The sequence below is a fragment of the Brevibacillus sp. AG genome (assembly GCF_028369215.1).
Classification (GTDB): domain Bacteria; phylum Bacillota; class Bacilli; order Brevibacillales; family Brevibacillaceae; genus Brevibacillus; species Brevibacillus porteri.
Genome location: NZ_JAQMYO010000004.1, coordinates 99,077 through 124,759, shown reverse-complemented (window position 1 = coordinate 124,759; position 25,683 = coordinate 99,077). Strand labels below are relative to the sequence as shown.

Here is a 25,683-nt window from a genome sequence, read left to right as displayed (position 1 = left end):
ACTACGGTATGGCAACCCGGCTGTCCTAGCTGCGAAAGTCATTTGACTTTCGTCCTTAGACCCGTGGCTTTGCGTCCCTGCCTTTCAACAGGTTTGCCTTTGTCATTCCTTGTTGTTTTTTCAGTTAAAGTCCACTTTTTTTCAATCTCACCTTTCATTTCCCATAACTTTTCGCTAATAAACCTCAAAATGGAAAAAAAGCTGACAACCTTTTACAGTTGTCAGCTTTTTGTCAAACTTTTTGATTAGCTTAATCCGATCACTTGCCCATCCTCGTCTACATATAACGATTCCGCAGCTGGCTTTTTCGGGAGGCCTGGCATTGTAACCAAGCTTCCGGTCAATGCGACGATAAAACCAGCTCCTGCTGATATGCGCACTTCGCTCACTTGGATCGTGAAGTCAACAGGTGCCCCCAATAGATCAGCGCGGTCCGTAAAGGAGTACGGTGTTTTCGCCATGCATACAGGCAGATGAGACATGCCCATTTCTTCTACCTTTTGCATTGTTTTCAATGCCAGCGGCGAAAAGACAACCCCTGATCCACGGTATACTTCTTTCACGACAGTTTCTATCTTGTCTTTAATGCTGAGGTCTTCCTCATACAAGAATCGGAAGGAGGAAGGTCGCTCTGCTGCACGCGTCACTTTTTCAGCCAGCTCGACACCGCCAGCTCCTCCTTCTGCCCATACTTTGGAGAGTGCCGCTTCGGCTCCGGCCGCTTGGCACAGCGCAATGACGGCATCAATCTCTGCCTGTGTGTCCGTCGCAAAATGATTGATGGCTACCACTGCTGGCACACCGAACTTCTGGAGGTTTTCCAGATGGCGCTTGACGTTTTCGAAGCCTTTTTCCAGAGCAGACAAGTTCTCCACAGCCAGGTCAGGTACTTTTACCCCGCCGTTGAATTTCAACGAGCGAACCGTAATGACCACAACAGCAGCCGATGGAGTCAGGCCTGCTTTTCTACACTTGATGTCAAAAAACTTCTCTGCTCCCAGATCAGCACCAAATCCCGCCTCTGTTACGACGTAATCCGCCAGCTTCAAGGCCATCTTGGTTCCGATCACGCTGCTGCACCCATGCGCGATATTGGCAAAAGGTCCTCCGTGAATAATGACCGGAGTTCCCTCGATTGTCTGTACGAGATTGGGCTTAATCGCTTCCTTCAAGAGAACGCACATCGCATCGACCGCGTTGATTTCTTCTGCCCGTACAGGCTGATCATCAAAATCGTAGCCAACGATGATATGGTTCAACCGCTCGCGCAAGTCTGCCAGATTCTCACTCAAGCATAAAATCGCCATGATTTCTGACGCGGTCGTAATCATGAAACCATCCTCACGCGTCATCCCATTGCCGTCACCCAGACCAACAACGATGTTACGCAGTGCGCGGTCGTTCATGTCCATTGCCCGTTTCCAGACGATTTTCTTTGGATTGAGCCCGCGCGGATTGCCATGGAAAATATGATTGTCGATCATCGCTGCCAACAAGTTATGTGCAGCTGTAATCGCATGAATGTCCCCTGTAAAATGCAGGTTAATTTCATCAGCCGGGAGAATTTGTGCTTGGCCGCTTCCCGTTGCGCCTCCTTTGATCCCCATGCAAGGACCCAAAGACGGCTCGCGAAGCGCTGCAATTGTTTTCTTCCCGAGATAATTTAATGATTGTGACAGACCAATCGTCGTGAGCGTCTTCCCTGCTCCCGCCGGATTTGGGTTCATCGCTGTAACAAGAATCAGTTTGCCATCAGGGCGATCCTTCACTTGCTCCCATAGTTCATCTGATAGTTTGGCCTTATACTTTCCGTATAGCTCCAAATGCTGTTCTTCGATACCTGCACTCTTGGCAATTTCAACAATCAGCTTCATTTTTGCCGTTGCCAAAACCTTATAAAAGTCTATAAAGCTTGTTTGCTTCCTGCTTCTTCGTGCCTGCTTTTGCCGAAGCTACTTACATTGGATATGACACTCCACAGGCGTAAATTCGGATGCAACGAATCCTACATACTAACAGTAACTTGTTTGGTGTTAGCTTGCTAGTTTCGCCAGATTGATAGCAGCATTCAGGTCTCTATCTACCTCTAGCCCACATTGACATTTGAATATTCTGTCTGATAGTCTCAAGTCTCGGTTTATCTGACCACATTCAGAACAAGTTTTTGATGAAGGATACCACTTGTCAGCTTCCATAAAGCGAATGCCATATTTCTCACACTTGTACTGTATTTGTCTTTTGAACTCGTAAAGTTTCTGTTGCGAGATGGCTCTAGACAAATGACGATTCTTCATCATGCCTTTGATATTCAATGTCTCCATCACTACTATGCCAGGCTTGGTTTTCACGATAGCATTTGTAGCTTGATGGATGTGGTTGTTACGGATATTTGCTAGTCTCCGATGAAGCAAACGAATAGCGTTCTCGACTTTTACAATGTTGCTCGTTTTGACGAAACGGTTCCCCTCCTTATTCATCTCGTATTTAAGAGAAACGTTACGTTGCAACCTACTTAATCGCCTCTCCGCTTTCTTAACTGCGTGGAAATAATTGATGTTCTTGAACAACATTCCATTTGAGCATATAGCAAGGTGTTTTATCCCTACATCAATGCCAATGACTTCATGAGTTAGTATAGGTTTTTCCACTTCTTGCTCAATACCGACAGATAAATACCAATACTTACCGTCGAAAAAGACTCTTGGATTCGTGTACTTTACATTCGTAGGGAGCTTTTCTGCCGTAGTAACCCAACCAATCTTTTCAATCAACACCCTATCATTTTTCACTTTCAACTTCACATTATCATTGTAAAAAGAGGGTTTGATATGTTTGCGACTTTTGAACCTTGGCTTGCCAGCCAACTTCTTAAAGTACTTCTTAAATGCTTCACAAGCGTCTTTGACAGCTTGTTTAGTCACGTTGTTAGATACATCATACAACCAATCATATTCGTGTGTTTGTTTCAACTGAGTTAACTCTTTGCGTAAAACACTGTCAGATAGGAACTTCCCACCGTTTTGGTAATTTTGTTCCTGTCTCGCTAGTGCCCAGTTGTACGTCCACCGAGCAGTTCCAGCAGACTTCCAAAGCTGTTTTTCCTGTTCAGCAATTGGCTTCAATCTAACTTTCTTCGCCAAAATCATTTTCTGCTAACTCCTTATAACTCACTCTTTTTCCTTCTTTCAGAGCGGTTAGTTACCTCCCTGCCATATCAGAATTTTTTATCGACTCACCATCTCTACATTCTGCATAATCATCCTTTCTCCTCTCCTCTTCGACACATTACACAAAAGAAAAAGCCCACATTCCGACAAACGTTCAGAATGCAGGCTCTGTTTTATTTTCCGAAAATTTTTCCCGGATTCAAAATGCCGTTCGGGTCCAGCACTTGCTTCATGGCTTGCATGACGTCCAGTGCATCTCCATGTTCCTTGCGCTGGTATTTGATTTTCCCTACACCCACACCATGCTCTCCGGTGCAGGTTCCTCCCCGACTCAATGCGTATTCCACCAGATGGGCATTTACTTCCTCGGCACGCGCCACTTCTTCGGGGTCATTCAGGTCGATCATCAAGATAGCGTGATAGTTCCCATCCCCGACATGCCCTGCTATCGCTCCATCCAGCCCAGCGCGATCAATCGCTTGCCGCGCATCCACAACAGCTCCTGCCAGCTCAGAAATCGGCAAACAAACATCTGTCACCATCAGCTTTTTCCCGGGGGATTTGTGCAGGAAGGCATACGCCAGGTTATGACGAGCGTCCCAGAGCTGCGTCCGCGCCTTCGAATCGGTTTCAAAAAGAAACTGCGTGCAGCCATGTCCATCGGCGATGTTCTGCGCAAAGTCGATATCATACGCGAGACCTTGTTCACTGCCGTGGAACTCGATAAACAGCGTCGGTGCTTCCGGGTAACTCGTTTCCTTATAAAGATTCACTTGTTGGATAGAACGTTCATCAACCAGCTCGATTCGCGCTACTTGAATACCCGCTCCGAGAATATCCACGACGGTATCGACGGCATCCTGAACAGAAGGGAAGCTGGCGCGTGCCGCCGTTGTCGCCTCAGGGATACCGTAGACACGCAAGGTCAGCTCTGTGAAAACACCGAGCGTACCCTCCGACCCTACAAACAGCCCCGTAAGATGGTAGCCTGAGGAGGATTTTGCTGTCATGCTCCCTGTACGGATCATACGTCCATCCGCCGTCACCACTTCCAGATCGCGCACTTGATCACGCATCACGCCATAGCGGACAGAGGTTGTTCCACTGGCGTTTGTAGCCGCCATCCCACCCAAAGTCGCGTCCGCTCCAGGATCGACGGAGAAAAACAATCCGTGCTTTTTCAATTCTTTATTGAGCTGGGTACGCGTCACACCGGGCTGGACTCTTACGAGGAAATCCTTCGGTCGCACCTCCAGCACTTCGTTCATCAAGGAAAAATCCATACTAATACCGCCCGCATAAGGAATCGCGTGGCCTTCCAGACTGGTCCCCATACCAAACGGCGTTACCGCAATGCGCTTTTCGTTGGCCAGCTTCATGATTTGACTGATTTCCTCTGCCGTCTGCGGAAACACGACCACTTCCGGAAGATGCGGGGTATGGTACGATTCATCATGGCTGTGGTGCTCCAGTACAGTGGGGTTGGTCGATACTCGTTCTTCCCCCAGCAGTCCCACTAACGCTTGCTTGTAATCCACGTTGGTTCCCCCTCCGTTACTTGCTCAAGTTAACAAGGAATAAGCTGATTTCAGGAATGTAGGTGATAAGCATCAAGTCCACGATCATGATGACCAAAAACGGGATCACCGCTCGCTCAATCTCCGTATTCTGGAGCTTCGCAATATTTCCTGCTACCAACAAATTGATCCCAACCGGTGGAGTCAGCATACCAATCGCAGAGTTGACGACCATGATCACCCCGAATAGCACCGGATCAATGCCCAAAGAATTCGTGATCGGCAGCAGGATCGGTGTCAGGAGAATGATCGTAACCGCCGTTTCCATAAACGTCCCCAAAATGAGCAGCAAGATGTTAATAATGAGCAACGTGATGATCGTGCTATCGGTAATCCCCAGCATGAATTGCGCAATTTCCTGCGGGATGTTTTCCCTCGTCATCAGGTATCCAAATGCATTGGCGGTCGCAATAATCAGCATGATGACCGCTGTCATGCTGGCAGAGCCCGCGAATATTTCCCCCAAGTCCCTCCACTTGATCTCCCGGTAGACGAAAAGACCGACAACCAGACCGTAAATCACGGCTACCACTGCCGCTTCTGTCGGAGTAAAGATGGCTCCGTATATACCACCAAGAATAATGATCGGCATGAGTATCGCCAAAATGGCGTCCTTGAATGCCTCCCATATCTCTTTGGGCGTATGCTTCTCTCCGCCACCCCAGCCGTTTTTCTTACTGATCCAATACGAGTACAGGATCAACGAAATCGCTACGAGAATGCCCGGCCCGATCCCGGCAATAAACAAGTCGCTAATCGAGGCGCTCGCTGCTACCCCGTACAAAACCATCGGCACGCTCGGAGGAATCATGACACCAATCGTTCCGCCTGTTGCATGCAAGGCCGCAGAAAACCGGACATCATACCCTTTTTTGACCATGTGCGGGATCAAAATTCCCCCTACTGCTGCTGTTGTCGCGGCAGAAGAACCCGATATCGCTGCAAAAAAGGTACACCCCATAACCGCCACGATTGCCAATCCTCCTGGCAGATTCCCGACAATCGTATTCGCAAAACGAATCAGCCTAGCGGAGATTCCGCCTGTTTCCATCAGCTTTCCTGCCAAGAGGAAGAACGGGATCGCCATCAGCGGGAAGGAATCTGTCCCGTTGAACATTTTTTGAATGACAACCAGAAGAGGGATGTTTCCCTCCAGCATAAACACGACAACGACAGATAACCCCAGTGCCACCCCAATCGGTACGTTCAGGATCAGGAGCACCAACAGTGTTACAAACAAAATCGTACCCACAATCTGGTCACTCCTTCCCGGTAATGTCTTTCCATGTCACATGGATCACGTTCATGATGAGTAAGGCACCGCTGATCGGAATCACCATGTATACATACCCCATGGGAACGAGCAGAGTGGGTGAGGTTTGTGTCATGCTTCTCGCAGATAACAAGTAGCCTTGCTGAACCATGACGAGAAAGAAGACGAGACTACACAAAGCGGCAATAACCAGCACCACCTTGTTCATGCGAGGCGACAAGTACTTTTGAATGTATTCCGTACCGATGTGTGCTTTGATCGACATCGCGTATGCTGATCCTAGAAACGTAATCCAGATTAGCAAATACCGAGCCACTTCTTCCGTCCAGGCCAAGGGCTGGTCGAGCAAAAAACGGAATAGCACCTGCAGGAAGACAGCGATCACCATAATTGCCAGAAGGGCAATGATGAAAAAACGAAGGATGCTGTTTATTTTGGAAACAAGGTTGCCCACACACAATCTCCTTTCGCAGGAAAAAGGGGAGAAAAGCCAGAGTGGCTCGTCTCCCTTCTGCCGTTTATTTTGTATTTACAATTTGATCCACCAGCTCTTTGCCAAACTGCCCGGAAAATTTGTCGTAGACAGGCTTCATCGCATCGCGGAAAGCTTGCTTATCAACGTCCTCGGTAATGACTACACCCTTTGCTTTAATATTGGAAATGGCCTCTTCTTCCATCTTGATCATCAACTCGCGCTCGTACTGACCCGCTTTTTTGGCTTCCTCTGCAAGAAGTTGCTGGACATCTGCCGGGAGCTTATCCCATACAGGCTTGCTGAACAAGATCATCGCCGCGGAGTACACATGTCCGGTCAAGGCCATTTGTGTTTGTTTGGATTCATATAGCTTGTAGGTCTGTGCGACAATCGCCGGATTTTCCTGGGCATCGACGACTCCTTGTTGCAGTGCCGTCAGTGCCTCTGTCCAAGCCATTGGGGTCGGCTTCGCGCCCAATGCTTCGAATGCAGCCAGATGGATCGGGTTTTCCTGCGTGCGTATCTTCAACCCTGCCACATCCTCTGGCTTCTTGATCACCTTCGAGCCGTTTGTAATATGGCGGAAGCCGTTTTCAGCCCAAGCCAGCCCGACCAGATTGGCGTTTTCCAAATCCTTGAGGATGTCCTGCCCGACTTGTCCGTCGAGTACCTTGTACGCCTGCTCACGGCTATTAAACAAGAATGGGAGATCCAACACACCCAGCTTCGGATGGAAATTCATCACGGGCGCAGTCGAGGTAATCGACATATCCGCCGTTCCAAAGGTCAGCGCCTCTGTCAATTCACGCTCCGCTCCTAGCTGGCTCAGCGGATACACCTCGATTTTCACTTTTCCGTTCGATCGCTTGTCGACATCCTCGGCCATTTTTTTCAATGCCAAATGGTATGGATGATCCTCCGTCAGTGAATGCCCTGCTTTGAATACATAGCTTTGGCCGTCACTTTTCGGTGCTTCTGTCCCCCCGGCTTGTCCCGCAGGCGGGGCAGTCTGTTGACCGCCTCCTCCTCCGCATGCCGCCAGAAATAAAGACACAGACATGATGCTCGCTAGCACGAAGCTCCCCTTCTTCCGAAACATGCGATAGTACCCCCTGTTGATTCTTTTGTTTTTTAAATAATATGAAAATTTAGTTCATTTTACTAGATCCCTCTTCCACCGTCTACATTCATGACCTCGCCCGTGACAATTTTGGATAGATCAGAAGCCAAATAGAGAGCCGCATGCGCGATATCCTCCGGCTGAATCAACATGCCCAATGGAACACTGCTGATGAAAATATCTTTTTTCCCGGACTCTACCTCCGCTTCATCTCCATTGATAAACTTACCGAGCATCGGCGTCTCTGCCGGACCTGGATTGATGACATTGACCCGGATTTGAAAAGGGGCTAGCTCAATCGCCAGTGCCTTGCTCAACATAATAGCGGCCCCCTTGGACGCGCAATACGCATTCAGCCCCGGACGGGCGCGAATCCCGGCAATCGAAGCGATATTGATGATGCTGCCTTTCCCCTTCTCCTTCATGTGGGGAACCGCATGCCTTGTCGTCAAAAAGATCGACTTCGTATTCACAGACATGATGCGATCCCACTGCTCCAAAGTCAGCTCCTCAATGGGGGTAAACGCTTGGGGAACACCCGCGCAATTGACCAGGACATCGATCGATCCGTACACTTCGAGCGTTTCCTTTACGAGTGCAGCAACGCTAGTATCGTCTGCCACATCCGTTTGCACCGCATGACCTTTCCCTTGTGGCAGCTCTTGAGCGACCGCTACTGCCGCCTCTTTGTTCAAATCAGCCAGGATGACGTTGGCTCCCTCGTCCGCAAAAAGCTTCGCAATGGCCTTGCCCATTCCTGACGCAGCCCCTGTTACAATCGCCGTTTTTCCTTGCAAAAGGTGACCACTCATAGGTTGATCACCACCATTCGCTCTTCTGTCATCTCTTCGACTGCGTAACGCGGGCCTTCCTTGCCCAGTCCGCTGTTTTTAACTCCGCCGTATGGCATGACGTCATTACGATAGGTCGATACGTCGTTGATCACCACGCCACCATACTCCAGCACCCGTGCCGCTTTCATCGCGATGTTCAAATCACGGGTAAAAATCCCCGCCTGCAAGCCGTACTCCGAATCGTTGGCTTGGGCAAACGCGTCATCGAGATTACTGTACGGAATGATCGTAACGACGGGCGCGAACACTTCCTGGCAAACCACCTTCATCTCTGGCCTTGTATCCACCAACACAGCCGGATAGAAGAGAGCTCCTTCCCGTTTGACAGGCAAGAGCGATCTGGCCCCTTGGCTAATTGCTTCCTGTACCCATTCCTCAGTACGACTCGCTTCTTTTTCACTGATCATCGGTCCGACATCCGTCTCCGGGTCTTCCGGGTTTCCTACCTTCAACTGATGGACATGTGAGATATACAAGTCACTGAACGCCTGCATAACCGATTCATGTACGTAAATGCGCTGGACAGCAATGCACGCCTGACCGGCATTGTGAAAGCTGCGGGCGGCTGTTTGACGGGCTGCCAGCTCCAAATCTGCATCGAGGTGCACGATATTGGGAGAGTTGTTGCCCAGCTCCAGCGCAACGGGACGCATGCCACTTCGTTCCTTGATGCGGCGACCGACTTCTCCTGACCCGGTAAAGGTGTACATGGCAATGCGCTCTTCATCCAGCAGCCATTCCCCTACCTGACTGCCTGCCCCCGTCACGATATTTACATAGCCTTTTGGCAAGCCCGCTTCCTCCAGGATCTCCACCAATAGAAAGGTTGCGATAGGTGTGACTGTAGCTGGCTTAACCACCAGCGTATTTCCTGCTGCTAGCGCTGGCGCGATCTTGTGCGTGCTGAGCAGCAAAGGGTAGTTAAACGGCGTTATGGCACCGATCACTCCCTTTGGCACCCGAATGGTAAAGCCCAGACGGTTTTCCGAGCCTTCTGTTGCTTGCAGCGGAATCATTTCCCCGTGAATCTTCTTGGCTTCCTCTGCCGACAAGCGCAGTGTATTGATCGTCCGATCCAGCTCATTCATCGCATCCTTGCGCGTTTTGCCCACTTCGCGAATCAAGGATCGCTCCATCTCGTCTCGGCGTTCCTCCATTAGCTCAGAGGCTTTCAGCAAGATTTTGTATCGTTGAAAAGGGGTCAATTTGTCTGCCTTAAACGTCTCCCACGCAGCTTCAACCGCTTCCGTTACATGCTGTTGACGGGCCTTGGCAATACGTGCGATGCACTCGCCCGTATACTTGTGAAGGACGGGAATGTAACTCTCGGCTTTCACCCATTCTCCACCGATATACAAATCATACGATCTCGCTTCCATGTCCTCTTCCTCCCTTATATTTATCTCGTTGTTTGATAGATGTGGCGAACGATTTCGTCTCCCAACTCTTTTGTTGTCGCCGTCCCCCCAAGATCAGGAGTGAGCACCTTGCCATCTTGCAACACGTTTTCGATCGCGTTCATGATGACAGCACTGAGCTCTGGCAGATCGAGATGATCCATCATCATGGCGAGGCTCCATACTTGTGCGATCGGATTGGCGATTCCTTTCCCCGCGATATCTGGCGCAGAGCCGTGAATGGGCTCAAACATGGATGGATACTTGCGCTCCGGATTGATGTTCGCAGACGGAGCCAAGCCCAACCCACCAACGATCGCCGCCCCGAGATCGGTCAAAATGTCTCCAAACAAATTGCTCGCGACAACGACGTCAAACGTTTCTGGTCGTGTGATGAAATACGCAGCAAGTGCGTCGATATGATACAGATTGGTCTGGATACCTGGGTATTCCTGACTGACTTCCTTTACGATCTCATCCCAAAATGGCATGGAGTGGTTAATGCCGTTGGACTTCGTAGCCGCGGTCACGCTCTTTTTCGAACGTTTTTCCGCCAGTGCGTAAGCGTATTTGAGGATGCGCTCTGTGCCGTACCGGGTAAATACATTGTTTTGCACCGCCATTTCGTACGGTGTACCTTGGTGCATGCGCCCACCCATGTTGGAGTACTCACCCTCTGTATTCTCCCGCACCACGACGAAATCGAGATCGGCATGCCCCTTATAGCGAAGCGGACTTTCCAGGCCTTTGAGCAGCTTGACCGGGCGAAGGTTCACATACTGCTGGAATGCTCGGCGAATCGGCAAGATCAACTCCCACACAGAGACATGATCAGGAACCTCGGGTGCCCCTATCGCACCAAGCAGAATCAAATCATAGTCTTTTAAAATAGGGAGTCCATTCTCCGGCATCATTTTGCCGTGTTGGAGATAGTAGCTACAGTTCCAATCCATGACATCACGAGCAAACCGAATGCCGCCGTGACTCTCTTCTATGGCTCCCAACACTTTCAGGCCTTCTTCCATGACCTCGGGACCGATTCCGTCTCCTGGAATTACTGCAATGGAATAGTGAAGCAACAGTCTCCCTCCTAAAAATCTAAATTTTTCGACTTCATGCAGCACTATTCACTTGCATGATTAATGCCAAGCTCCGGATCATGCACCCTGACCGAATAAAAGTCTTCCATCCGTTCCTCTCCATGCATCACTTGTCTGGTGACATTGCAAAACAACGCAACAAAATGTTGCAACACGCATTGCAACATTTGTTCTCGCCAAGCTATACCGTTTCATCCATTATGACTCTTCCTGATGGATCGGTTCCCCAATCTGGTATTCTTCTATTTTGCGATACAAGGTATTTCGACCGATTTGCAGCATTTTGGCCGCCTTGCTGACATTACCGCCACTTTTCTCAAGTGCCTTTTTGATCGCTTTTCTCTCTGTTTCACGCAACGAAGGAATGGCATGATCCGAAGTCTCAGGCGAATCGGCTTCTATCAATCCCTCCAGCTGGATGTGATCGCAATCAATGGTGTCCCCCTCTGCCAAAAACACCGCTTGAATCAGCACTCCTTGCAGTTCCCGGATATTGCCCGGCCACGAATAAGCACACAGCTTGTCCTGTGCCTCAGTGGTTAGCATGTACGGTTGTTCTGTGTCGATCTGCTGCAATAGATGCTCCGCCACCTGGATGATATCACTGCGCTTTTTCAATGACGGCAAATGAATGGAGACCCCTTTGAGCCGGTAGTACAGGTCAGCCCGAAAACGTCCCGCCTTGATCTCTTCTGACAGGTTTCGATGCGTAGCAGCAATGATCCGCGCATAAATGGGGCGGGATTGATTGCTCCCCACCGGAGTGACGACCTTTTCCTGCAAAACGCGCAGAAGTGCCGCTTGCGCACGCAAAGACATATCCCCGATCTCATCCAAAAAGATCGTGCCTTTTTTCGCCGCTTCAAACTTTCCGATTCTTCCTTCCCGATGTGCCCCTGTGAATGACCCGCTTTCATATCCAAACAATTCGCTCTCGATCAAATTTTCTGGAATTGAACTGCAGTTCACTGCGATAAAAGGCTCATGCGCGCGCGGACCTGTCTCGTGGACCATTTGAGCAAACAGCTCTTTTCCCGTACCGCTTTCCCCCAAAATGATCACAGGAAAATCTACCTGCGCTGCCTTTTGTCCGAGCATCTTTGCCTGCAAGAAGAGCGGGCATGAACCAGCTAGACGCGGAAACGGCTTCAGCTTTTCTTTGGGTGCCGCAGACCAAAAACGCGGGCGATGATCTTTCACATGACGACCAGCACTCTCTTGCTCCGCTCTGACTATTGTTCCCAAGGCTTCTTTTCCAAGCTGCTGCTGCGCGACCTCATTTAGGCCCACGATACGCTCGTCCCGATCCAAGCCGACGAGTGCAAGCTTTCCTCGACTATCTCCTGGGCGTGATAAAGTTGGTAAGGCAATCACGCGCTCCGCATCAGCTAACAAAAAGCGGTTTTGCAGAGCCTCTGCGATCATGCAAGCAATGGTTAGAGCAAACGGATGGGAATATTCTTTACGCGTACTAATGTCAATGATGCCCAATAGCTCACCCGCAGGTGAAAAAATAGGTGCCGCTGAGCATGTAAGAAAGCGATTTTCCAAGAAGTAGTGTTGTTCTCCCTGTACCTGAATCGGCTGTTGTGCGATCAGTGCTGTCCCAATCGCATTGGTTCCTTTATAGTCTTCTGTCCAGTTCGCTCCGATTTGTAACTGTACTTTTTGTGCCTGGTTGGCGAAGACCGGGTCCCCGATCGTTTGAATAATATTTCCTTCCCGGTCAGACAAGAGTGCGATGTGCTCTGTCGATAACAAAAAGGGAGCAAGCTTGTTAAAAAGCGGGAGACTTTCACGAATCAGAGGGTGATTATCCTGAATGATTTCTTTGATTCGTCGGGCAGAAATGATTTGATCATTGGCCTTCTCCGTAACCTTGAGGTTCGATTCCTGACAGCGCTTCCAAGATTGCTGAACAATCGTCGACAACACGATTCCCTCCCCCAAAAATCATTCCTTCTCAGTATAGCATGAGAGTCTTTGCTATAGAAAAACCAGTCGAACCACGAGCACATTTGTCCCAATACGGAACACGACATGATCCATTATGGAACAATTTCTACCCTCATCCGCTCAAGAAAACGCTGTCATTTCGAGCTTTTTCTCGTTGGTACGAGACTTGCTTTTAGAGAGGGCTGTAAAGAAATATGTGATAAATGAGGAGGCGCTCGCAATGATCTATGCTCAGCCCGGCCAAGCCGGTTCCAAGGTGACGTTCAAAAATCGTTATGAAAACTACATCGGGGGTAATTGGGTTCCGCCAGTGAAAGGTGAGTATTTCGAAAACGTGTCACCTGTAAATGGCAAGGTCTTTTGCGAAGTAGCCCGTTCGACAGCCGATGATATTGAGCTGGCACTGGACGCTGCCCATGAGGCAAAAGACGCGTGGGGTCGTACCTCTGTTGCACAGCGCGCGAATATTTTGTTAAGAATCGCAGATCGTATGGAAGCCAATCTGGAGATGCTGGCAAACGCAGAGACGTGGGAAAACGGCAAGCCCGTTCGCGAAACGCTCGCGGCCGACATCCCGCTGGCGATTGACCATTTCCGTTACTTCGCGGGAGCGATCCGCGCGCAAGAAAGTACACTCGCTGAAATCGATAACGATACGGTCGCTTATCATTTCCATGAGCCACTCGGTGTCGTAGGTCAAATTATTCCGTGGAACTTCCCGCTCCTCATGGCTACATGGAAGCTGGCTCCAGCCTTGGCTGCGGGCAACTGCGTCGTCCTCAAGCCAGCGGAGCAAACACCTGCATCCATCATGGTGCTGATGGAGCTGATCGGCGACCTGCTCCCTCCTGGCGTCATCAACGTCGTGAACGGCTTCGGTCTGGAAGCGGGTAAACCTCTCGCTTCAAGCAACCGCATCGCGAAAATTGCCTTTACGGGCGAAACGACGACAGGGCGTTTGATCATGCAATACGCTTCCCAAAATATCATTCCGGTGACGCTGGAGCTGGGCGGAAAATCGCCAAACATCTTCTTCCCGGATGTGGCTGCAAAAGACGATGCCTTCTTTAACAAAGCGATTGAAGGATTCGTACTGTTTGCGCTCAACCAAGGCGAGGTTTGCACATGCCCATCCCGCGCACTCATTCACGAAAGCATTTACGACCAATTCATGGAGCGTGCCCTGCAACGCGTAGCCAATATCAAGCAAGGAAATCCGCTCGATACAGATACGATGATCGGCGCACAGGCTTCCTTGGAGCAGGTAGAAAAAATCCTCTCCTACCTGGATATCGGCAAACAAGAAGGAGCCGAATGCCTGATTGGTGGCGCTCGTGCACAGCTTGCAGGTGATCTCGAGGGCGGCTACTACATCCAGCCAACTGTCTTTAAAGGCCACAACAAGATGCGCGTCTTCCAGGAAGAAATCTTCGGTCCGGTCGTCTCCGTAACGACATTCAAGGATACAGATGAAGCGCTCGCCATGGCAAATGATACGCTGTATGGCTTGGGTGCTGGTGTATGGACACGCGACACGAACACAGCCTACCGCATGGGCCGCGAAATCCAGGCTGGTCGCGTATGGACCAACTGCTACCATGCTTACCCGGCTCACGCAGCGTTTGGCGGCTACAAAATGTCCGGTATCGGCCGCGAGACACACAAAATGATGCTGTCTCACTACCAACAAACGAAAAACCTGCTGGTCAGCTACAGCGATCAAGCCCTGGGCTTCTTTTGATCAATGAGCCAGCCACAAAAAGTGCTCGCGACAGATGCTGCACTGGCATTAATTGAACGGCTTCGCGCCAAACACGGTGACCTGATGTTTCACCAGTCAGGGGGCTGCTGCGATGGCAGCTCCCCCATGTGTTACCCGCTCGGAGAATTTCTCGTGGGTGAGCAGGACGTCCTGTTGGGCGAGATCGGTGGCTGCCCGTTCTACATGGGCAAAGCGCAGTATGAGTATTGGAAGCATACGCAACTCATCATTGACGTCGTGAATGGGCGTGGCGGAATGTTTTCGTTGGAAGGACCTGAGGGGGTACGCTTCCTCACACGTTCACGGGTATTTTCAGACACGGAACCGGAATAAAAAGAAGACCGCTCCTGCCTTTTTACTGGCTGGAACGGTCTTTTTTTGCTTGGATGGCTATCTCGATTTTTTGCGAGAGGTACGTTTTGCAGGAGCAGCGCTTGCTCGATTGCCTTGCTTTGCATTCGGGCGTGCTGAGCCGCGTTGAGCAGCCACTGGCTTGCCCTTGGAAGTGCTCGACTTGCGTTCGAATCCACCTGTTGCTCGGTTACCATCCTTCGGCTTGCGATCAAAGCCACCTGTTGTTGCTCGGTTACCATCCTTTGGTTTACGCTCAAAGCCACCTGCTGTTGCTCGGTTACCGTCCTTCGGCTTGCGCTCGAACCCGCCTGCTGCACGGTCTCTGCCTTTCGCCTTGCTCTCAAAGCGACCTTCTACACGTTCACGTTTCCCTGAATTACGCTCAGAACTGCCACCCTTTGATTGACGTCGTCCATCTCCATCACGACGCTCCCTAGAGCCTTGCTGTCTTCCCTCATCGGACTTTCCTTTCCCTCTGGCCTCTCTACCCTGCTTGTCCCCGCGCCGATCTGCTTTCTCGGCTCGCTCCCTCTCAGGCTTTTGCTTCTTCTGATCACCCGATTCCCCGCGATCCATTTCACGCCGCTCCAGAGACAGATTGATCCCTTCTTCAATCTCCCTGAGTTGCCCCCAATCCTTCCCCGCCACCAACGTGAAAGCTGTTCCTTTTTCCTTAGCTCGTCCCGTTCTGCCGATCCGGTGTATATAACTATCCACATCTTCTGGTATGTCGTAATTGAAAACGTGCGTGACTCCCTCTACATCAAGCCCGCGCGCTGCCACATCAGTTGCGACCAAGTACTGAATCCTGGCTTCGCGGAAACGCTTCATGACATCTTCGCGCTTCGCCTGTGACAAATCGCCGTGCAGCTCGTCAGACATATAGTCCAAACCTTGCAGAGCAGCATTCAGCTTACTTGCTCTGCGCTTCGTCCGGCAAAAGATCACCGCAAGAAACGGACGCGCTTCATCCAATAGACTGCACAGCGTGGCTTGCTTTGCACGGTCTGTCGTCTCCACCACGATTTGGCGAATATCGTCTAGTGTGATGCGTTTGCCCTGAACTTTGATATTTTCTGGCTTTTGCATAAAGCGCTTCGCAAGTGCTTGCACCTGCTCAGACATGGTGGCCGAAAACAGCAAGGTCTGTTTTTCAAAAGGCGTATTTGCCATAATATCTTCTACCTCAGGCAAAAACCCCATATGAAGCATTTGGTCCGCCTCATCCAGGACAAACATCGAAACTTGCGATAAATCAATCGTCCCTCTTCGCAGATGATCCAGCAACCGTCCTGGTGTCGCGATGACCACATGTATTTTTCCTTTCAGCTTTCTCAGTTGCTGATTGACATCTTGTCCACCATAAACCGCGAGTACTTGGATGTCTTCCAGCTTTTCCGTCAGCTTCTTTACCTCTGCCGTAATTTGCAAGGCAAGCTCCCGCGTAGGGGTAAGAATCAACGCCTGAACATGTGTCGCTTGTGGATCCGCTTTTTCCAAGATCGGCAGGACAAATGCGAGTGTCTTCCCGGTTCCCGTCTGTGCTTGCGCGATTACATCTTTTCCTTCCAACACAACAGGAATTGCTTTTTCCTGAATCGGTGTAGGCTCGTTAATCCCGTTTGCTTGCAGAGCATCTATCAGTTCCTTATGTATTCCCAATCTCCAAAAATCAGCCAGTTTCGCCATCTCCATTCATAAATCGATCCGCTATTATTTCGTACAAACTGCCATGCCGATAAAGTACCGTACGCCATCGCGGGGTGTTTTTTCAAACGTAACGCCTCTCTGATAGTACATATCCACGTCAGAATAGCGTACAAACAACTCCGCGAACTCTTCCGGCGTCAACTGATGAACATGGAAGGGCTCACTCGTCTGCATGCCCCGCCCTCTGCCAAATGGACTGGACAGCACAAGCGTACCACCTGGTTTCAGCATCCGATACAAGTTATCCATAAACAGCAAATCGTCTGCGACATGCTCAATAGTCTCAAAGCTCAAAATCGTATCAAACAACCCTAATTGCTCGGGAAGTGCCGGATCAAGTGCGTCACCCTGCTGATACGTAATCTTTTGATGGTTGTATTCTCGATTGGCATAAAATATCGTCGCCTCATCGTTGTCGACTCCGATCAGTTCTGTCAGCTCTCGTTTTCGATCCTTTGCGATCATATGACATCCATAGCCGGTACCGCAAGCGATATCCAGCACTCGACCTTTTACATAAGGCGCGGCAAAATAATATCTGGCTATATGCTCCAGCAGCATGCCATTCGTAGGTTTTAATTGCTTGGGGATAATTCTCTCCCCGGTCCATTCCAGCAAAGCCATCACCAATTTTCTCGTATTCTTCCTCACATCTTACCTTATTTATCGGCTTGATCCTATCAGCTAGCATTTCCTGAACGCGGTTTATTAAGAAATTTGTAAGACATTTCATTACTGTTTTGTTAGAGCTGGGCGTTAAGATAGTACCATGAATGCATTCATAAGGTGGGACGAATCATGACCAAATATCAAGTCCTCGTAGTCGACGACGAGGCTGAAATCCGCGACGCAATCGAAATCTATCTCAAAAATGAATCCATGACCGTATTCAAAGCTAGCAATGGACTGGAAGCGTTGGAAGTACTGGAGAATGAAGATATCCATCTCATCCTGATGGACATCATGATGCCAAAAATGGACGGAATGACCGCCACCTTTCAAATTCGCCAGAAAAAAAACATCCCGATCATCATGCTGTCTGCCAAGTCAGAGGATACCGATAAAATCCTCGGGCTCAATATCGGGGCTGATGACTATGTGACGAAGCCTTTTAATCCCTTGGAGCTCATCGCCAGGGTCAAATCTCAGTTAAGACGTTTTACCAATCTGGGAAGCGCTCAAATGACAGAAGATGAGATTCAGGTACGCGGCTTGACCTTGAACAAAAGCACAAAAAATGTAGCGATTGACGGTAACGAGGTCAGGCTGACGGCTACCGAGTACAAAATTTTGGAGCTGTTAATGGAAAATAAGGGTCGGGTGTTTTCGATCGAGGAAATTTATGAACGGGTCTGGAGAGAGCCTTATATGAACGCGGAAAACACGGTGGCCGTCCACGTGAGACGCATTCGGGAAAAAATAGAGATCAACCCGAAGGAACCTAAATACTTGAAGGTGGTATGGGGAATTGGATACAAAATCGAAAAATAAACGCTTTGCGGTGCCCGTGCTCATTGTTATGATCGTGAGTATTTCGCTCGCTCTCGTGACGATGGCTGATCTGTACCATAAACGCGAGAATCTCCAAGAGGATAATTACTTTCAAAGCTCAGGCTTCAATCGTGAATTAGAGACATTTGCCGAGCTGGTGAAAAAGGTTCATGTAGATTATGCAGACTACACTCCAGGAAAGCTGGACGAGAAGACAGCGAATCAGCTAAAAAAAGAGCATGAGGAAACCCTCCGATCGATTAAGGAAGATAACCAGCTCTTAGATATGATAAAACGGGCAAAAAGTGAGGGTGACAACGAGAGAGTCGCCCAATTAACCGAGGAACATTCACAAAGATTGCAAGAAGACATCGCGAAAGCAACGTTGCATTATCAGGAGCAGGTGAACAACAGAATCGCCGAAAGAGATACCGAGTACGAGGAACAAAAAAACAGCCTCACCTTGCGAAGCGGCTCCTTCAAATACTATGTCACCGATAAAAAGAACAACAAAGTTTACACCAATCTCGCGCAAGAACCTACAGAATGGGAACTGGCTCGATATGCGCGCTATACAATCAACCTCCCTAATACCAACGGGGATTTGGAAAGCATCAATCGCACTTATCAACTGAATCAACTAAGTGGTATTTTTTATGTCCCAAAAGAACCAGACGGATATAGTCAGGTCCACACAGATGCACTCTACTATGATTCCATTCGGGATCGGCTGATTAGCGAGTTTGTCCTGCTCGGGGGCACTCTGCTCATCCTTGCACTCTGCTACTGGTATTTGCCAGTCAGCAAAGCGTTAGAAGTACCGATTGTAGCGAAAAGCATGGCAATGTTCCGCTTTATCCCGTTGGATATTCGAATGGCGCTGGCGTTCGTACTTGGCTTTACGTATTTCATCATGATCGCGAACACGCGCTTTTTCTTCTTACCAATTGATGCTGAGCATTTCTTCACCCTTGCGTTCGTTTCGTTGTTTACTGCTTACCTGCTTCTACAATTCATGGAGGCATGGCTTATGTACAACCAACCTGAGAGATTTACGCAGCAGTGGCAAAAGAGTATTTTAGCCAGACAGCGTGTTCTTCTTAAAGAAAGCTACGCCAACCGCGGCATGTTCTTTAAAATATCCACCTTGTTCATCCTGACTGTCATGTTTGGGATGAGTATCGGTTTTGGATTCGTCGGCCTAGTCGAAGGCTCTGGCGCCCTACTGTTTTTTAGCTTCTTGTATGGCATGTTCTACATGGTCGTCGTTTTCCCATACACGCTACGCCGTTTGGGACTGATGAACCGCATCATGCACGGTGCCTCCGAAATGGCGGGGGGAAATCTGAACGCTACGATTCAAAAGGTGAAAAAAGGAAAGTTATCTGATCTCGCGCACTCTCTCAACAACATCACAAAGGGACTCAAGCACGCGATGGAAGAGCAGATGAAAAGCGAGCGCATGAAATCCGAACTGATCACGAATGTCTCCCATGACTTGAAAACACCGCTGACGTCGATTATCAACTACGTGAACCTGCTCAAACAAGAAAATCTGACGCCAGAGGAACGAAAAAACTACGTGGATGTATTGGATCGCAAAGCAGATCGACTCCGCGTTCTCATCGATGATCTGTTTGACGCAGCTAAAATGTCCAGCGGCGCGGTTGAGCTAAATATCGAGCAAGTGAATGTCGCATCCCTGCTCAACCAATCCATTGCAGAATTCAGTGACAAAATCGAGCAATCGACGCTCACCTTCCGCGTAACGACGGAGCAACCAAAGATTGTCGCCCCTCTGGATGGCAAGAAAACGTGGCGCGTATTTGAAAATCTAATCGGCAACGCCCTGAAGTATTCCATGCCGAATACGCGCGTCCTGATCCATTTGGCAGAGACACAGGATGAGGTCATCCTGACGTTCAAAAATGTCTCCGCCTATGAAATCGACTTTGATGCACAGGAACTGTTTGAACGGTTCAAGCGCGCTGATCAATCCCGACATACCGAAGGCTCTGGCCTCGGCTTGGCTATCGCAAAAAGCATCGTAGAATTGCAAGGCGGCAGGCTGTCGATCGAGATTGATGGCGATTACTTCAAAGTCATGGTCGTATTCCGCAAACACGCGTAAGGATCAAAGAGGAAAGCCAGTGCCCGTTCGTCAGGCACTGGCTTTCTTACGTGATTTTCTCCCTGTTAGATGGCAAAGTTCCTTTCAAATAGGGACTCAAGCCTTTCAGCCACTTCTTGCTCGTCGGCCCCCTCCACCTCAAACATAATTTCATCTCCGGTCTTTGCCCCCAGAGCCATTACGCTGAGGATGCTTTTTCCATTCGCCTGCTTGTCATTGTAGATCATCTTGACCGACGAGCTGTATTGATTGAGCAGGTTCACCAAGACAGAAGCAGGGCGAGCATGGAGACCTCCACTCACGGCTACTTCCAGATTCATTCGGATCAATTTCACGCCTCCCTTCCTGTCCAAACTCTTACAGAAAAAACTTCTCGATGACTTCTGCTACCCCATGCCGATCGTTCGTTTCCGTGACATGCCGAGCCAGCTGTTTCAGATCATCAGGAGCATTGCCCATCGCCACACCCATTCCGGCGAATTGGAGCATCTCCGCATCATTGTAATTGTCACCTACAGCAACGATCTCGTCAGGCTGAATCGTAAGTCTCTCACTCACTACCGCTAGACCACTTGCCTTGGAGATGCCCACAGGCAATATTTCCAAATTATTCGCGCCCGATGCCGTCACGCGAATCCCCGAAAGCTCGGCTTTCTCCAGCTCCTGTCTTGCTGCCAACAGACGCTTCTCGTCACCCGTGACGAATATTTTCGGAGCACACACTTCATGTTTTCGAACGTATCCGGCTATCAACCGCGAGGCCTGAATTTTGAGCGGGTATTGATTTTTCCAGAGCTGGCGCAGTGTCCAGGCATTTAACAACGGAAACAAGTCCGTCCACTTCCACGTGCGATTCGTGACAGCATAAGACTCATGCAGCAGCATGACATCCAAGCCATGCGATACGAGTATATCTGTCATCCTCGCCGCTATCTCATACGGAATACGCTGTACATACAACACCTGATCCGTCTTGGGATCTGCGACGTATGCGCCATCATGGGAAACTAGTGGTGCGCTGATCTGGAACTGCTGCGCCAACGATTTGGCCGATGGGTATGCTCTGCCGGTTGCCAGTGTGACGTGGACGCCTTGCTTCACTAACTGGGTAATGGCCCGTTCTGTTACTTTGGATAAGGTATGGTTCGACATCAAAATCGTTCCGTCCACATCCAAGGCGAGGAGTTTGTATTTCACACGAGTCCCATCCTTATGTGACGGGCTTGAAAAACTGGGGCAGGTACTCCTTGTGCGCCTCCAGCATCTCATCGAGTATTTTTTTGGCGACCACATCAGACGGCACCAGCGGGTTAATATTCATCGCCAATAGCGCCTTATGGTAATCACCCGTTACAGCTGCCTCCGCTGCCACTCGCTCAAACGACTTGATTTGCTGTACGAGTCCACGCACGGGAACAGGCAAATCACCAACAGCCAAAGGAATCGGTCCTTCTCTTGTAATGACGCAGTTTACCTCGACCGCCGAATCATCTGGAATGCTGGCAATCGCTCCATTGTTGCGAACATTTACCGTCTGGATATCGCGCTTGTCATTGTAAATGGAGTAAATGAGATTGCAGGCAGCTTCACTGTAATAGGCTCCGCCACGCTGCTCCAGCTGCGAAGGCTTGATATCTAAGTCTGGATCTTCGTAGAGTGCGAATAGCTCCGCCTCCACCTGCTTGACCACTTCAGCCCGCGTACCCTTCTGCTCCGCTTCTTCCAGCTCATGCTCAAGCATCGTACGGGTCTGATAGTAGTAACGATGATACGGGCACGGGAGAATCCCCAATGCTTTGATGAAATCTTTATCCCAACCAAGGTCCAAAATGTTTTGCATCGTAATACCCGATTGGTCGCCCGTTATCTTATCGATTACCTGGGAAATGACGTTTTCCCCATCCAGGTACACACCCAGTCCGAAGATCATATGATTCAATCCGGCAAAATCAATATGAACCCGCGATTGCTCGACGCCTAAAACTGTGGCAACACCCATTTTCATCCCGATGGGAACATTGCACAGTCCAATGACCTTTTTGCGGTTGGTATACCGCAGCACTGCCTCTGTGACCATACCAGCCGGATTCGTGAAGTTAATCAGCCAAGCATCTGGACATAGCTCTTCCATGTCACGACAAATGTCCATAATGACCGGAATGGTACGCAAGCCTTTGAACAAGCCGCCAGGTCCATTCGTTTCCTGACCGATCACCCCGTATTTCAAAGGAATACGCTCATCCTTGATCCGCGCATCCAAGAGTCCTACGCGCATTTGTGTCGTGACAAAATCAGCGCCTGCAAGTGCTTTTCTGCGATCCAAGGTCAAATGGATCTCGATCGGTACCCCTGCCTTCTCCACCATCCGTTTTGCAAGAGCGCCCACAGTTTGAAGTTTTTTCTCGCCCTCTGGAATGTCAACCAGCCACAATTCCCGCACGGGCAATTCATCGTAGCGCTTGATGAAGCCTTCCACCAACTCAGGTGTATAGCTAGACCCTCCACCGATCGTTACAATTTTGATTCCGCTCATACTCCTGCCTCCTTGCCTGCATGGATTTGGCTGTACATCTCAACAAACTCCGTAGCCAAATCCTTGACTGTAATCGCGTTCATCAAATGATCCTGGGCGTGAATCAAGAGCATACTGATCTCCGTTTTTTCGCCCGCAATTTCCTTCTGGATAAGTGCTGTTTGATTTTGGTGTGCACGACCGAGCTCTTCTCCCGCACGCTTCAACGCGTCCTCTGCACCTGACAAGTCTCTATTTTTAGCCAGGGCGATCGCTTCCATTGCCAGACTCCGCGCGTTTCCTCCGTGAAGTATTAGTTGAAAAATAACGTCTGTATGGTCCAAATCTATCTCCACCTATCCAAGTTCGCTAAAAGTCACGAGCTGTATTTTTTGATCACGAATGTATTGCTTTAACTCTACTGCTGTTAAGATTTTCAATTCTGTGGTTCGTTGCTTTGCGTATGAACTACCTGTCAGTACCGCTTCGTCCAAATAAGCAGGGTGCGTCATGATCTCCACTACAGGATAATCTGCCATATCCTCTACGATCCTGACGAAGGATTGTACGGTTAGGTCATCTCCATAAAAATGATGAGAAAAGCCTTCTGTCGTCAAAACACTCGACTGGTCTCGCTGCTCCTCCGTCCCGGACATCCACGGATAGCGAACTGGCACTCTATATTCCTCTGCCAGCTTCAGAATAATCGGCAAAACGGCTGGATGTGCATGCACATGGTGATGGCTGTCAATGTGTGTTAAAGTAAGCCCCGACGCCACGAAAGCCCCTAGTTGAGCGCGAAGCTCCTGCTCAATCTCCTCCGGTACAGCGGCAATCAAATGATCTTGCCCGCGTCGAAAACGCCCCTCTCCATCCGTTAGCGATGGTACATCCTGACTGACTGGCGATCCACATGTGAGTACCAGATGAATGCCTACTCCGAGCGTTGGATGTTCTTTGGCCAGCCCTACAGCGTGCTCGAACCCCTCCATATTGACCATCAAGGTCGCAGAAGTAACGACTCCTTCTCGATGCGCTTCGACGATGCCCAGATTGACGCCTTTGGAATACCCAAAATCGTCTGCATTCACAATCAATTTCATAGATAGCCTCTCCTCTAGCGATTACATAGTCACAGCTGTATCGGAAGCAGTACCCGCTTTTTCTTCGCTAACTTTTTGTTTATCCCACAGTCGGAAGAACGGGTAGTAGATCGCGAGCGAAATGATGAAGTTCACGGCTTGGAGAACCATCCCTGACACTTTTCCGCCCGTAGCCAAATACCCGCTGACAAGCAATGGTGTCGTCCACGGAACAGATACCCCGCTAGGCTTTGCTACCCATCCGAGCGACATCGCAAAATAACTGATAATGACCAATATGACAGGGGTCAGTACAAAAGGAATGATCAAGAGCGGGTTCATGACGATCGGCATACCGAATATGACGGGTTCATTGATGTTAAACAAACCAGGTCCGATCGAGAGCCGGCCGATGTTTTTCATCTGTTTACTTCGTGCCATGAATACCATCAGAAAAACGAGGGCCAAAGTTGCACCTGATCCGCCTGCATATACCCACATGTCAAAAAATTGCGTGGTAACGACGTTTGGCAATTCACCGTTCGGATTTGCCTGAAACGCCGCTCTGTTCTGGTCCATCAAGGTAAGCCAGATTGGACTCATAATTCCGCCGACAACCGCAGCACCGTGCAAACCGACGGCCCAGAGCACGTGAATGAGCAACACGCATATGATGGCCCCAATCAAGCTGCTACCGACCACACTCAATGGTCCGACGAGCAAATCTTTTACAATATTATGAATACTCTCGAAGGAGGTGTTTTCCAAAAGAATCCGAATCAGCCAGACCACGACAAGCACAGCACCCGCAGGGATCAATGCCACAAAAGATCGAGAAACGGCAGGGGGAACTCCGGGTGGCATGGAAATGACGATTTTCATTTGGATGATTTTGCGATAAATCTCCGTTGATAAGATCGCCAATATCATGGCTACAAAAAGTCCCTGACTCCCCATTAGCGTAAGAGGAATGACGCCGCCAACCTCTTGGGCTGCACTCGCTCCCTCAGGGGTGAACATGATTTTATACGGAGTGGCGAGCAAGAAGGATGCGACAGAGATTGCTCCAGCCGACAGCGGATCGACCTTGTACTTCTCCGCCAGTCGATAGGCGACGCCAAAGCTAACAATCAAACCCATGACGTCAAAAGTAGCACCTACCGGATACAACAGCTTCGTTCGCCATTTCTCGCCGAAAATACCACCCATGAATTCGTCATAACCGGGTATCGGTATGAAGCCAATGATGAGGAAAATGGAACCAATGATCAACAAAGGCAAAGTAAGGATAATTCCGTCACGAATGGCCTGCAGATGCTTTTGCTCCGCCATTTTTCCTGCAATCGGCATCATGCGGTTTTCCATAAAAGAAACAAATCCGCCCATACGCATCCCCCTCCTACTGTTTTAGACGAAGTGCAAACTCAAGCACGTTTTTCCCGTTCAACGTTCCGTAATCAACCGTACTGATTACGTCTACAGGAATTCCTCTGGATGCCCCTTCTTTTTTCATCTCTGTCAGCTTGTAACGAACTTGTGGCCCCAGCAAGAGCACTGCTGCTTGGTCGATATGATGCTTCACTTCATCTGCGGAAACTGCCCATATCTTTGCGTCCAACCCTTTTTCTTTGGCAGCTTCCTCCATTTTTTGAACCAGCAAGCTAGTCGACATACCTGCTGCGCAACACAATAAAATATTCATTGTACCCCCTCCTCTCGACG

Annotated in this window: 23 protein-coding genes and 1 riboswitch; of the genes, 4 read left to right on the top strand and 19 right to left on the bottom strand. The window is 49.5% G+C overall.

Annotated elements, in window-relative coordinates; genetic code table 11:
* Nucleotides 1-7: 7 nt before the first annotated feature.
* A riboswitch (cyclic di-GMP riboswitch) is annotated at nt 8-108 on the bottom strand.
* Between the two features lie 137 nt (nt 109-245).
* From POF51_RS11945 to POF51_RS11900, 10 genes are all read right to left on the bottom strand, one after another.
* Entirely contained in the window at nt 246-1,889 is a 1,644-nt protein-coding gene (locus POF51_RS11945; RefSeq protein ID WP_271755406.1) for a formate--tetrahydrofolate ligase, read from the bottom strand.
* A gap of 144 nt (nt 1,890-2,033) precedes the next feature.
* On the bottom strand, nt 2,034-3,146 hold the full coding sequence (locus tag POF51_RS11940) for an RNA-guided endonuclease InsQ/TnpB family protein (protein ID WP_069849794.1): 1,113 nt from the start codon (nt 3,144-3,146) through the stop codon (nt 2,034-2,036).
* A 194-nt stretch (nt 3,147-3,340) separates the two neighbouring features.
* Complete coding sequence (locus POF51_RS11935) at nt 3,341-4,705, bottom strand: FAD-binding oxidoreductase (RefSeq protein WP_069849796.1); 1,365 nt, start codon at nt 4,703-4,705, stop codon at nt 3,341-3,343.
* A 16-nt stretch (nt 4,706-4,721) separates the two neighbouring features.
* Nucleotides 4,722-5,996 carry a TRAP transporter large permease gene (locus POF51_RS11930; RefSeq protein ID WP_069849798.1) on the bottom strand — a complete coding sequence of 425 codons (1,275 nt, stop codon included), beginning with the start codon at nt 5,994-5,996 and terminating at the stop codon, nt 4,722-4,724.
* A gap of 7 nt (nt 5,997-6,003) precedes the next feature.
* The gene (locus POF51_RS11925) at nt 6,004-6,471 is read right to left on the bottom strand and encodes a TRAP transporter small permease (protein ID WP_017252547.1); all 468 of its coding nucleotides are present in this window, start codon (nt 6,469-6,471) and stop codon (nt 6,004-6,006) included.
* A 64-nt stretch (nt 6,472-6,535) separates the two neighbouring features.
* Nucleotides 6,536-7,591, bottom strand: coding sequence for a TRAP transporter substrate-binding protein (locus tag POF51_RS11920; protein ID WP_069849800.1), 1,056 nt, complete (start codon nt 7,589-7,591; stop codon nt 6,536-6,538).
* Nucleotides 7,592-7,653: 62 nt separating this feature from the next.
* Nucleotides 7,654-8,424 carry an SDR family oxidoreductase gene (locus POF51_RS11915; protein WP_069849802.1) on the bottom strand — a complete coding sequence of 257 codons (771 nt, stop codon included), beginning with the start codon at nt 8,422-8,424 and terminating at the stop codon, nt 7,654-7,656.
* Nucleotides 8,421-9,845, bottom strand: coding sequence for an aldehyde dehydrogenase family protein (locus POF51_RS11910; protein ID WP_069849804.1), 1,425 nt, complete (start codon nt 9,843-9,845; stop codon nt 8,421-8,423). Before POF51_RS11910 ends, POF51_RS11915 begins: the two co-directional genes overlap by 4 nt.
* A gap of 20 nt (nt 9,846-9,865) precedes the next feature.
* Nucleotides 9,866-10,942 carry a tartrate dehydrogenase gene (locus POF51_RS11905; RefSeq protein ID WP_017252551.1) on the bottom strand — a complete coding sequence of 359 codons (1,077 nt, stop codon included), beginning with the start codon at nt 10,940-10,942 and terminating at the stop codon, nt 9,866-9,868.
* 219 nt (nt 10,943-11,161) lie between these two features.
* A complete protein-coding gene (locus POF51_RS11900; RefSeq protein WP_069850210.1) occupies nt 11,162-12,895 on the bottom strand; it encodes a sigma-54-dependent Fis family transcriptional regulator in 1,734 nt (577 codons plus the stop codon).
* A gap of 244 nt (nt 12,896-13,139) precedes the next feature.
* On the opposite strand from POF51_RS11900, the gene adh reads away from it, so the two are divergent.
* Both adh and POF51_RS11890 read left to right on the top strand, forming a co-directional pair.
* Entirely contained in the window at nt 13,140-14,660 is a 1,521-nt protein-coding gene (adh, locus tag POF51_RS11895; RefSeq protein ID WP_069849806.1) for an aldehyde dehydrogenase, read from the top strand.
* 3 nt (nt 14,661-14,663) lie between these two features.
* Complete coding sequence (locus POF51_RS11890; protein ID WP_069849808.1) at nt 14,664-15,014, top strand: DUF779 domain-containing protein; 351 nt, start codon at nt 14,664-14,666, stop codon at nt 15,012-15,014.
* Between the two features lie 57 nt (nt 15,015-15,071).
* Here the strand turns inward: POF51_RS11890 and POF51_RS11885 are convergent, their stop codons facing one another.
* Both POF51_RS11885 and POF51_RS11880 read right to left on the bottom strand, forming a co-directional pair.
* On the bottom strand, nt 15,072-16,730 hold the full coding sequence (locus POF51_RS11885) for a DEAD/DEAH box helicase (protein WP_069849810.1): 1,659 nt from the start codon (nt 16,728-16,730) through the stop codon (nt 15,072-15,074).
* Nucleotides 16,731-16,748: 18 nt separating this feature from the next.
* Nucleotides 16,749-17,369 carry a class I SAM-dependent methyltransferase gene (locus tag POF51_RS11880; RefSeq protein ID WP_170831612.1) on the bottom strand — a complete coding sequence of 207 codons (621 nt, stop codon included), beginning with the start codon at nt 17,367-17,369 and terminating at the stop codon, nt 16,749-16,751.
* 174 nt (nt 17,370-17,543) lie between these two features.
* Here POF51_RS11880 and POF51_RS11875 point away from each other — a divergent pair, with 174 nt between their 5' ends.
* Together POF51_RS11875 and POF51_RS11870 are read left to right on the top strand one after the other, a co-directional pair.
* Entirely contained in the window at nt 17,544-18,236 is a 693-nt protein-coding gene (locus POF51_RS11875) for a response regulator transcription factor (RefSeq protein WP_069849814.1), read from the top strand.
* On the top strand, nt 18,214-20,367 hold the full coding sequence (locus tag POF51_RS11870) for a sensor histidine kinase (protein WP_069849816.1): 2,154 nt from the start codon (nt 18,214-18,216) through the stop codon (nt 20,365-20,367). The genes POF51_RS11875 and POF51_RS11870 overlap by 23 nt, the downstream gene beginning before the upstream one ends.
* Before the next feature lie 65 nt (nt 20,368-20,432).
* Here the strand turns inward: POF51_RS11870 and POF51_RS11865 are convergent, their stop codons facing one another.
* Genes POF51_RS11865 through POF51_RS11835 form a run of 7 tightly spaced genes read right to left on the bottom strand, consistent with a single transcriptional unit; the run spans nt 20,433 to nt 25,663 of the window.
* Nucleotides 20,433-20,696 carry an HPr family phosphocarrier protein gene (locus POF51_RS11865; RefSeq protein ID WP_017252559.1) on the bottom strand — a complete coding sequence of 88 codons (264 nt, stop codon included), beginning with the start codon at nt 20,694-20,696 and terminating at the stop codon, nt 20,433-20,435.
* Between the two features lie 28 nt (nt 20,697-20,724).
* Complete coding sequence (locus tag POF51_RS11860; RefSeq protein ID WP_271755405.1) at nt 20,725-21,564, bottom strand: Cof-type HAD-IIB family hydrolase; 840 nt, start codon at nt 21,562-21,564, stop codon at nt 20,725-20,727.
* 13 nt (nt 21,565-21,577) lie between these two features.
* Nucleotides 21,578-22,900 (bottom strand): 6-phospho-beta-glucosidase, encoded by a 1,323-nt coding sequence (locus POF51_RS11855; protein WP_069849820.1) that lies wholly within the window; start codon nt 22,898-22,900, stop codon nt 21,578-21,580.
* Nucleotides 22,897-23,223: a PTS lactose/cellobiose transporter subunit IIA gene (locus POF51_RS11850; protein ID WP_069849822.1), complete on the bottom strand. Its 327-nt coding sequence runs from the start codon at nt 23,221-23,223 to the stop codon at nt 22,897-22,899. Before POF51_RS11850 ends, POF51_RS11855 begins: the two co-directional genes overlap by 4 nt.
* 12 nt (nt 23,224-23,235) lie before the next feature.
* A complete protein-coding gene (gene chbG / locus POF51_RS11845) occupies nt 23,236-23,982 on the bottom strand; it encodes a chitin disaccharide deacetylase (RefSeq protein ID WP_069849824.1) in 747 nt (248 codons plus the stop codon).
* Between the two features lie 21 nt (nt 23,983-24,003).
* Entirely contained in the window at nt 24,004-25,347 is a 1,344-nt protein-coding gene (gene celB, locus POF51_RS11840; protein ID WP_026043405.1) for a PTS cellobiose transporter subunit IIC, read from the bottom strand.
* Nucleotides 25,348-25,360: 13 nt separating this feature from the next.
* The gene (locus POF51_RS11835; RefSeq protein ID WP_017252565.1) at nt 25,361-25,663 is read right to left on the bottom strand and encodes a PTS sugar transporter subunit IIB; all 303 of its coding nucleotides are present in this window, start codon (nt 25,661-25,663) and stop codon (nt 25,361-25,363) included.
* Between the last annotated feature and the right edge of the window lie 20 nt (nt 25,664-25,683).

Bases quoted from the DNA above. Each gene is read 5' to 3' on its own strand.
- POF51_RS11940 (WP_069849794.1), bottom strand. From the start codon at position 3,146: ATGATTTTGGCGAAGAAAGTTAGATTGAAGCCAATTGCTGAACAGGAA.
- POF51_RS11880 (WP_170831612.1), bottom strand. From the start codon at position 17,369: ATGGCTTTGCTGGAATGGACCGGGGAGAGAATTATCCCCAAGCAATTA.
- POF51_RS11910 (WP_069849804.1), bottom strand. From the start codon at position 9,845: ATGGAAGCGAGATCGTATGATTTGTATATCGGTGGAGAATGGGTGAAA.
- POF51_RS11855 (WP_069849820.1), bottom strand. From the start codon at position 22,900: ATGAGCGGAATCAAAATTGTAACGATCGGTGGAGGGTCTAGCTATACA.
- celB (WP_026043405.1), bottom strand. From the start codon at position 25,347: ATGGGCGGATTTGTTTCTTTTATGGAAAACCGCATGATGCCGATTGCA.
- POF51_RS11885 (WP_069849810.1), bottom strand. From the start codon at position 16,730: ATGGAGATGGCGAAACTGGCTGATTTTTGGAGATTGGGAATACATAAG.
- POF51_RS11920 (WP_069849800.1), bottom strand. From the start codon at position 7,591: ATGTTTCGGAAGAAGGGGAGCTTCGTGCTAGCGAGCATCATGTCTGTG.
- adh (WP_069849806.1), top strand. From the start codon at position 13,140: ATGATCTATGCTCAGCCCGGCCAAGCCGGTTCCAAGGTGACGTTCAAA.
- POF51_RS11875 (WP_069849814.1), top strand. From the start codon at position 17,544: ATGACCAAATATCAAGTCCTCGTAGTCGACGACGAGGCTGAAATCCGC.
- chbG (WP_069849824.1), bottom strand. From the start codon at position 23,982: ATGAAATTGATTGTGAATGCAGACGATTTTGGGTATTCCAAAGGCGTC.
- POF51_RS11890 (WP_069849808.1), top strand. From the start codon at position 14,664: ATGAGCCAGCCACAAAAAGTGCTCGCGACAGATGCTGCACTGGCATTA.
- POF51_RS11835 (WP_017252565.1), bottom strand. From the start codon at position 25,663: ATGAATATTTTATTGTGTTGCGCAGCAGGTATGTCGACTAGCTTGCTG.
- POF51_RS11915 (WP_069849802.1), bottom strand. From the start codon at position 8,424: ATGAGTGGTCACCTTTTGCAAGGAAAAACGGCGATTGTAACAGGGGCT.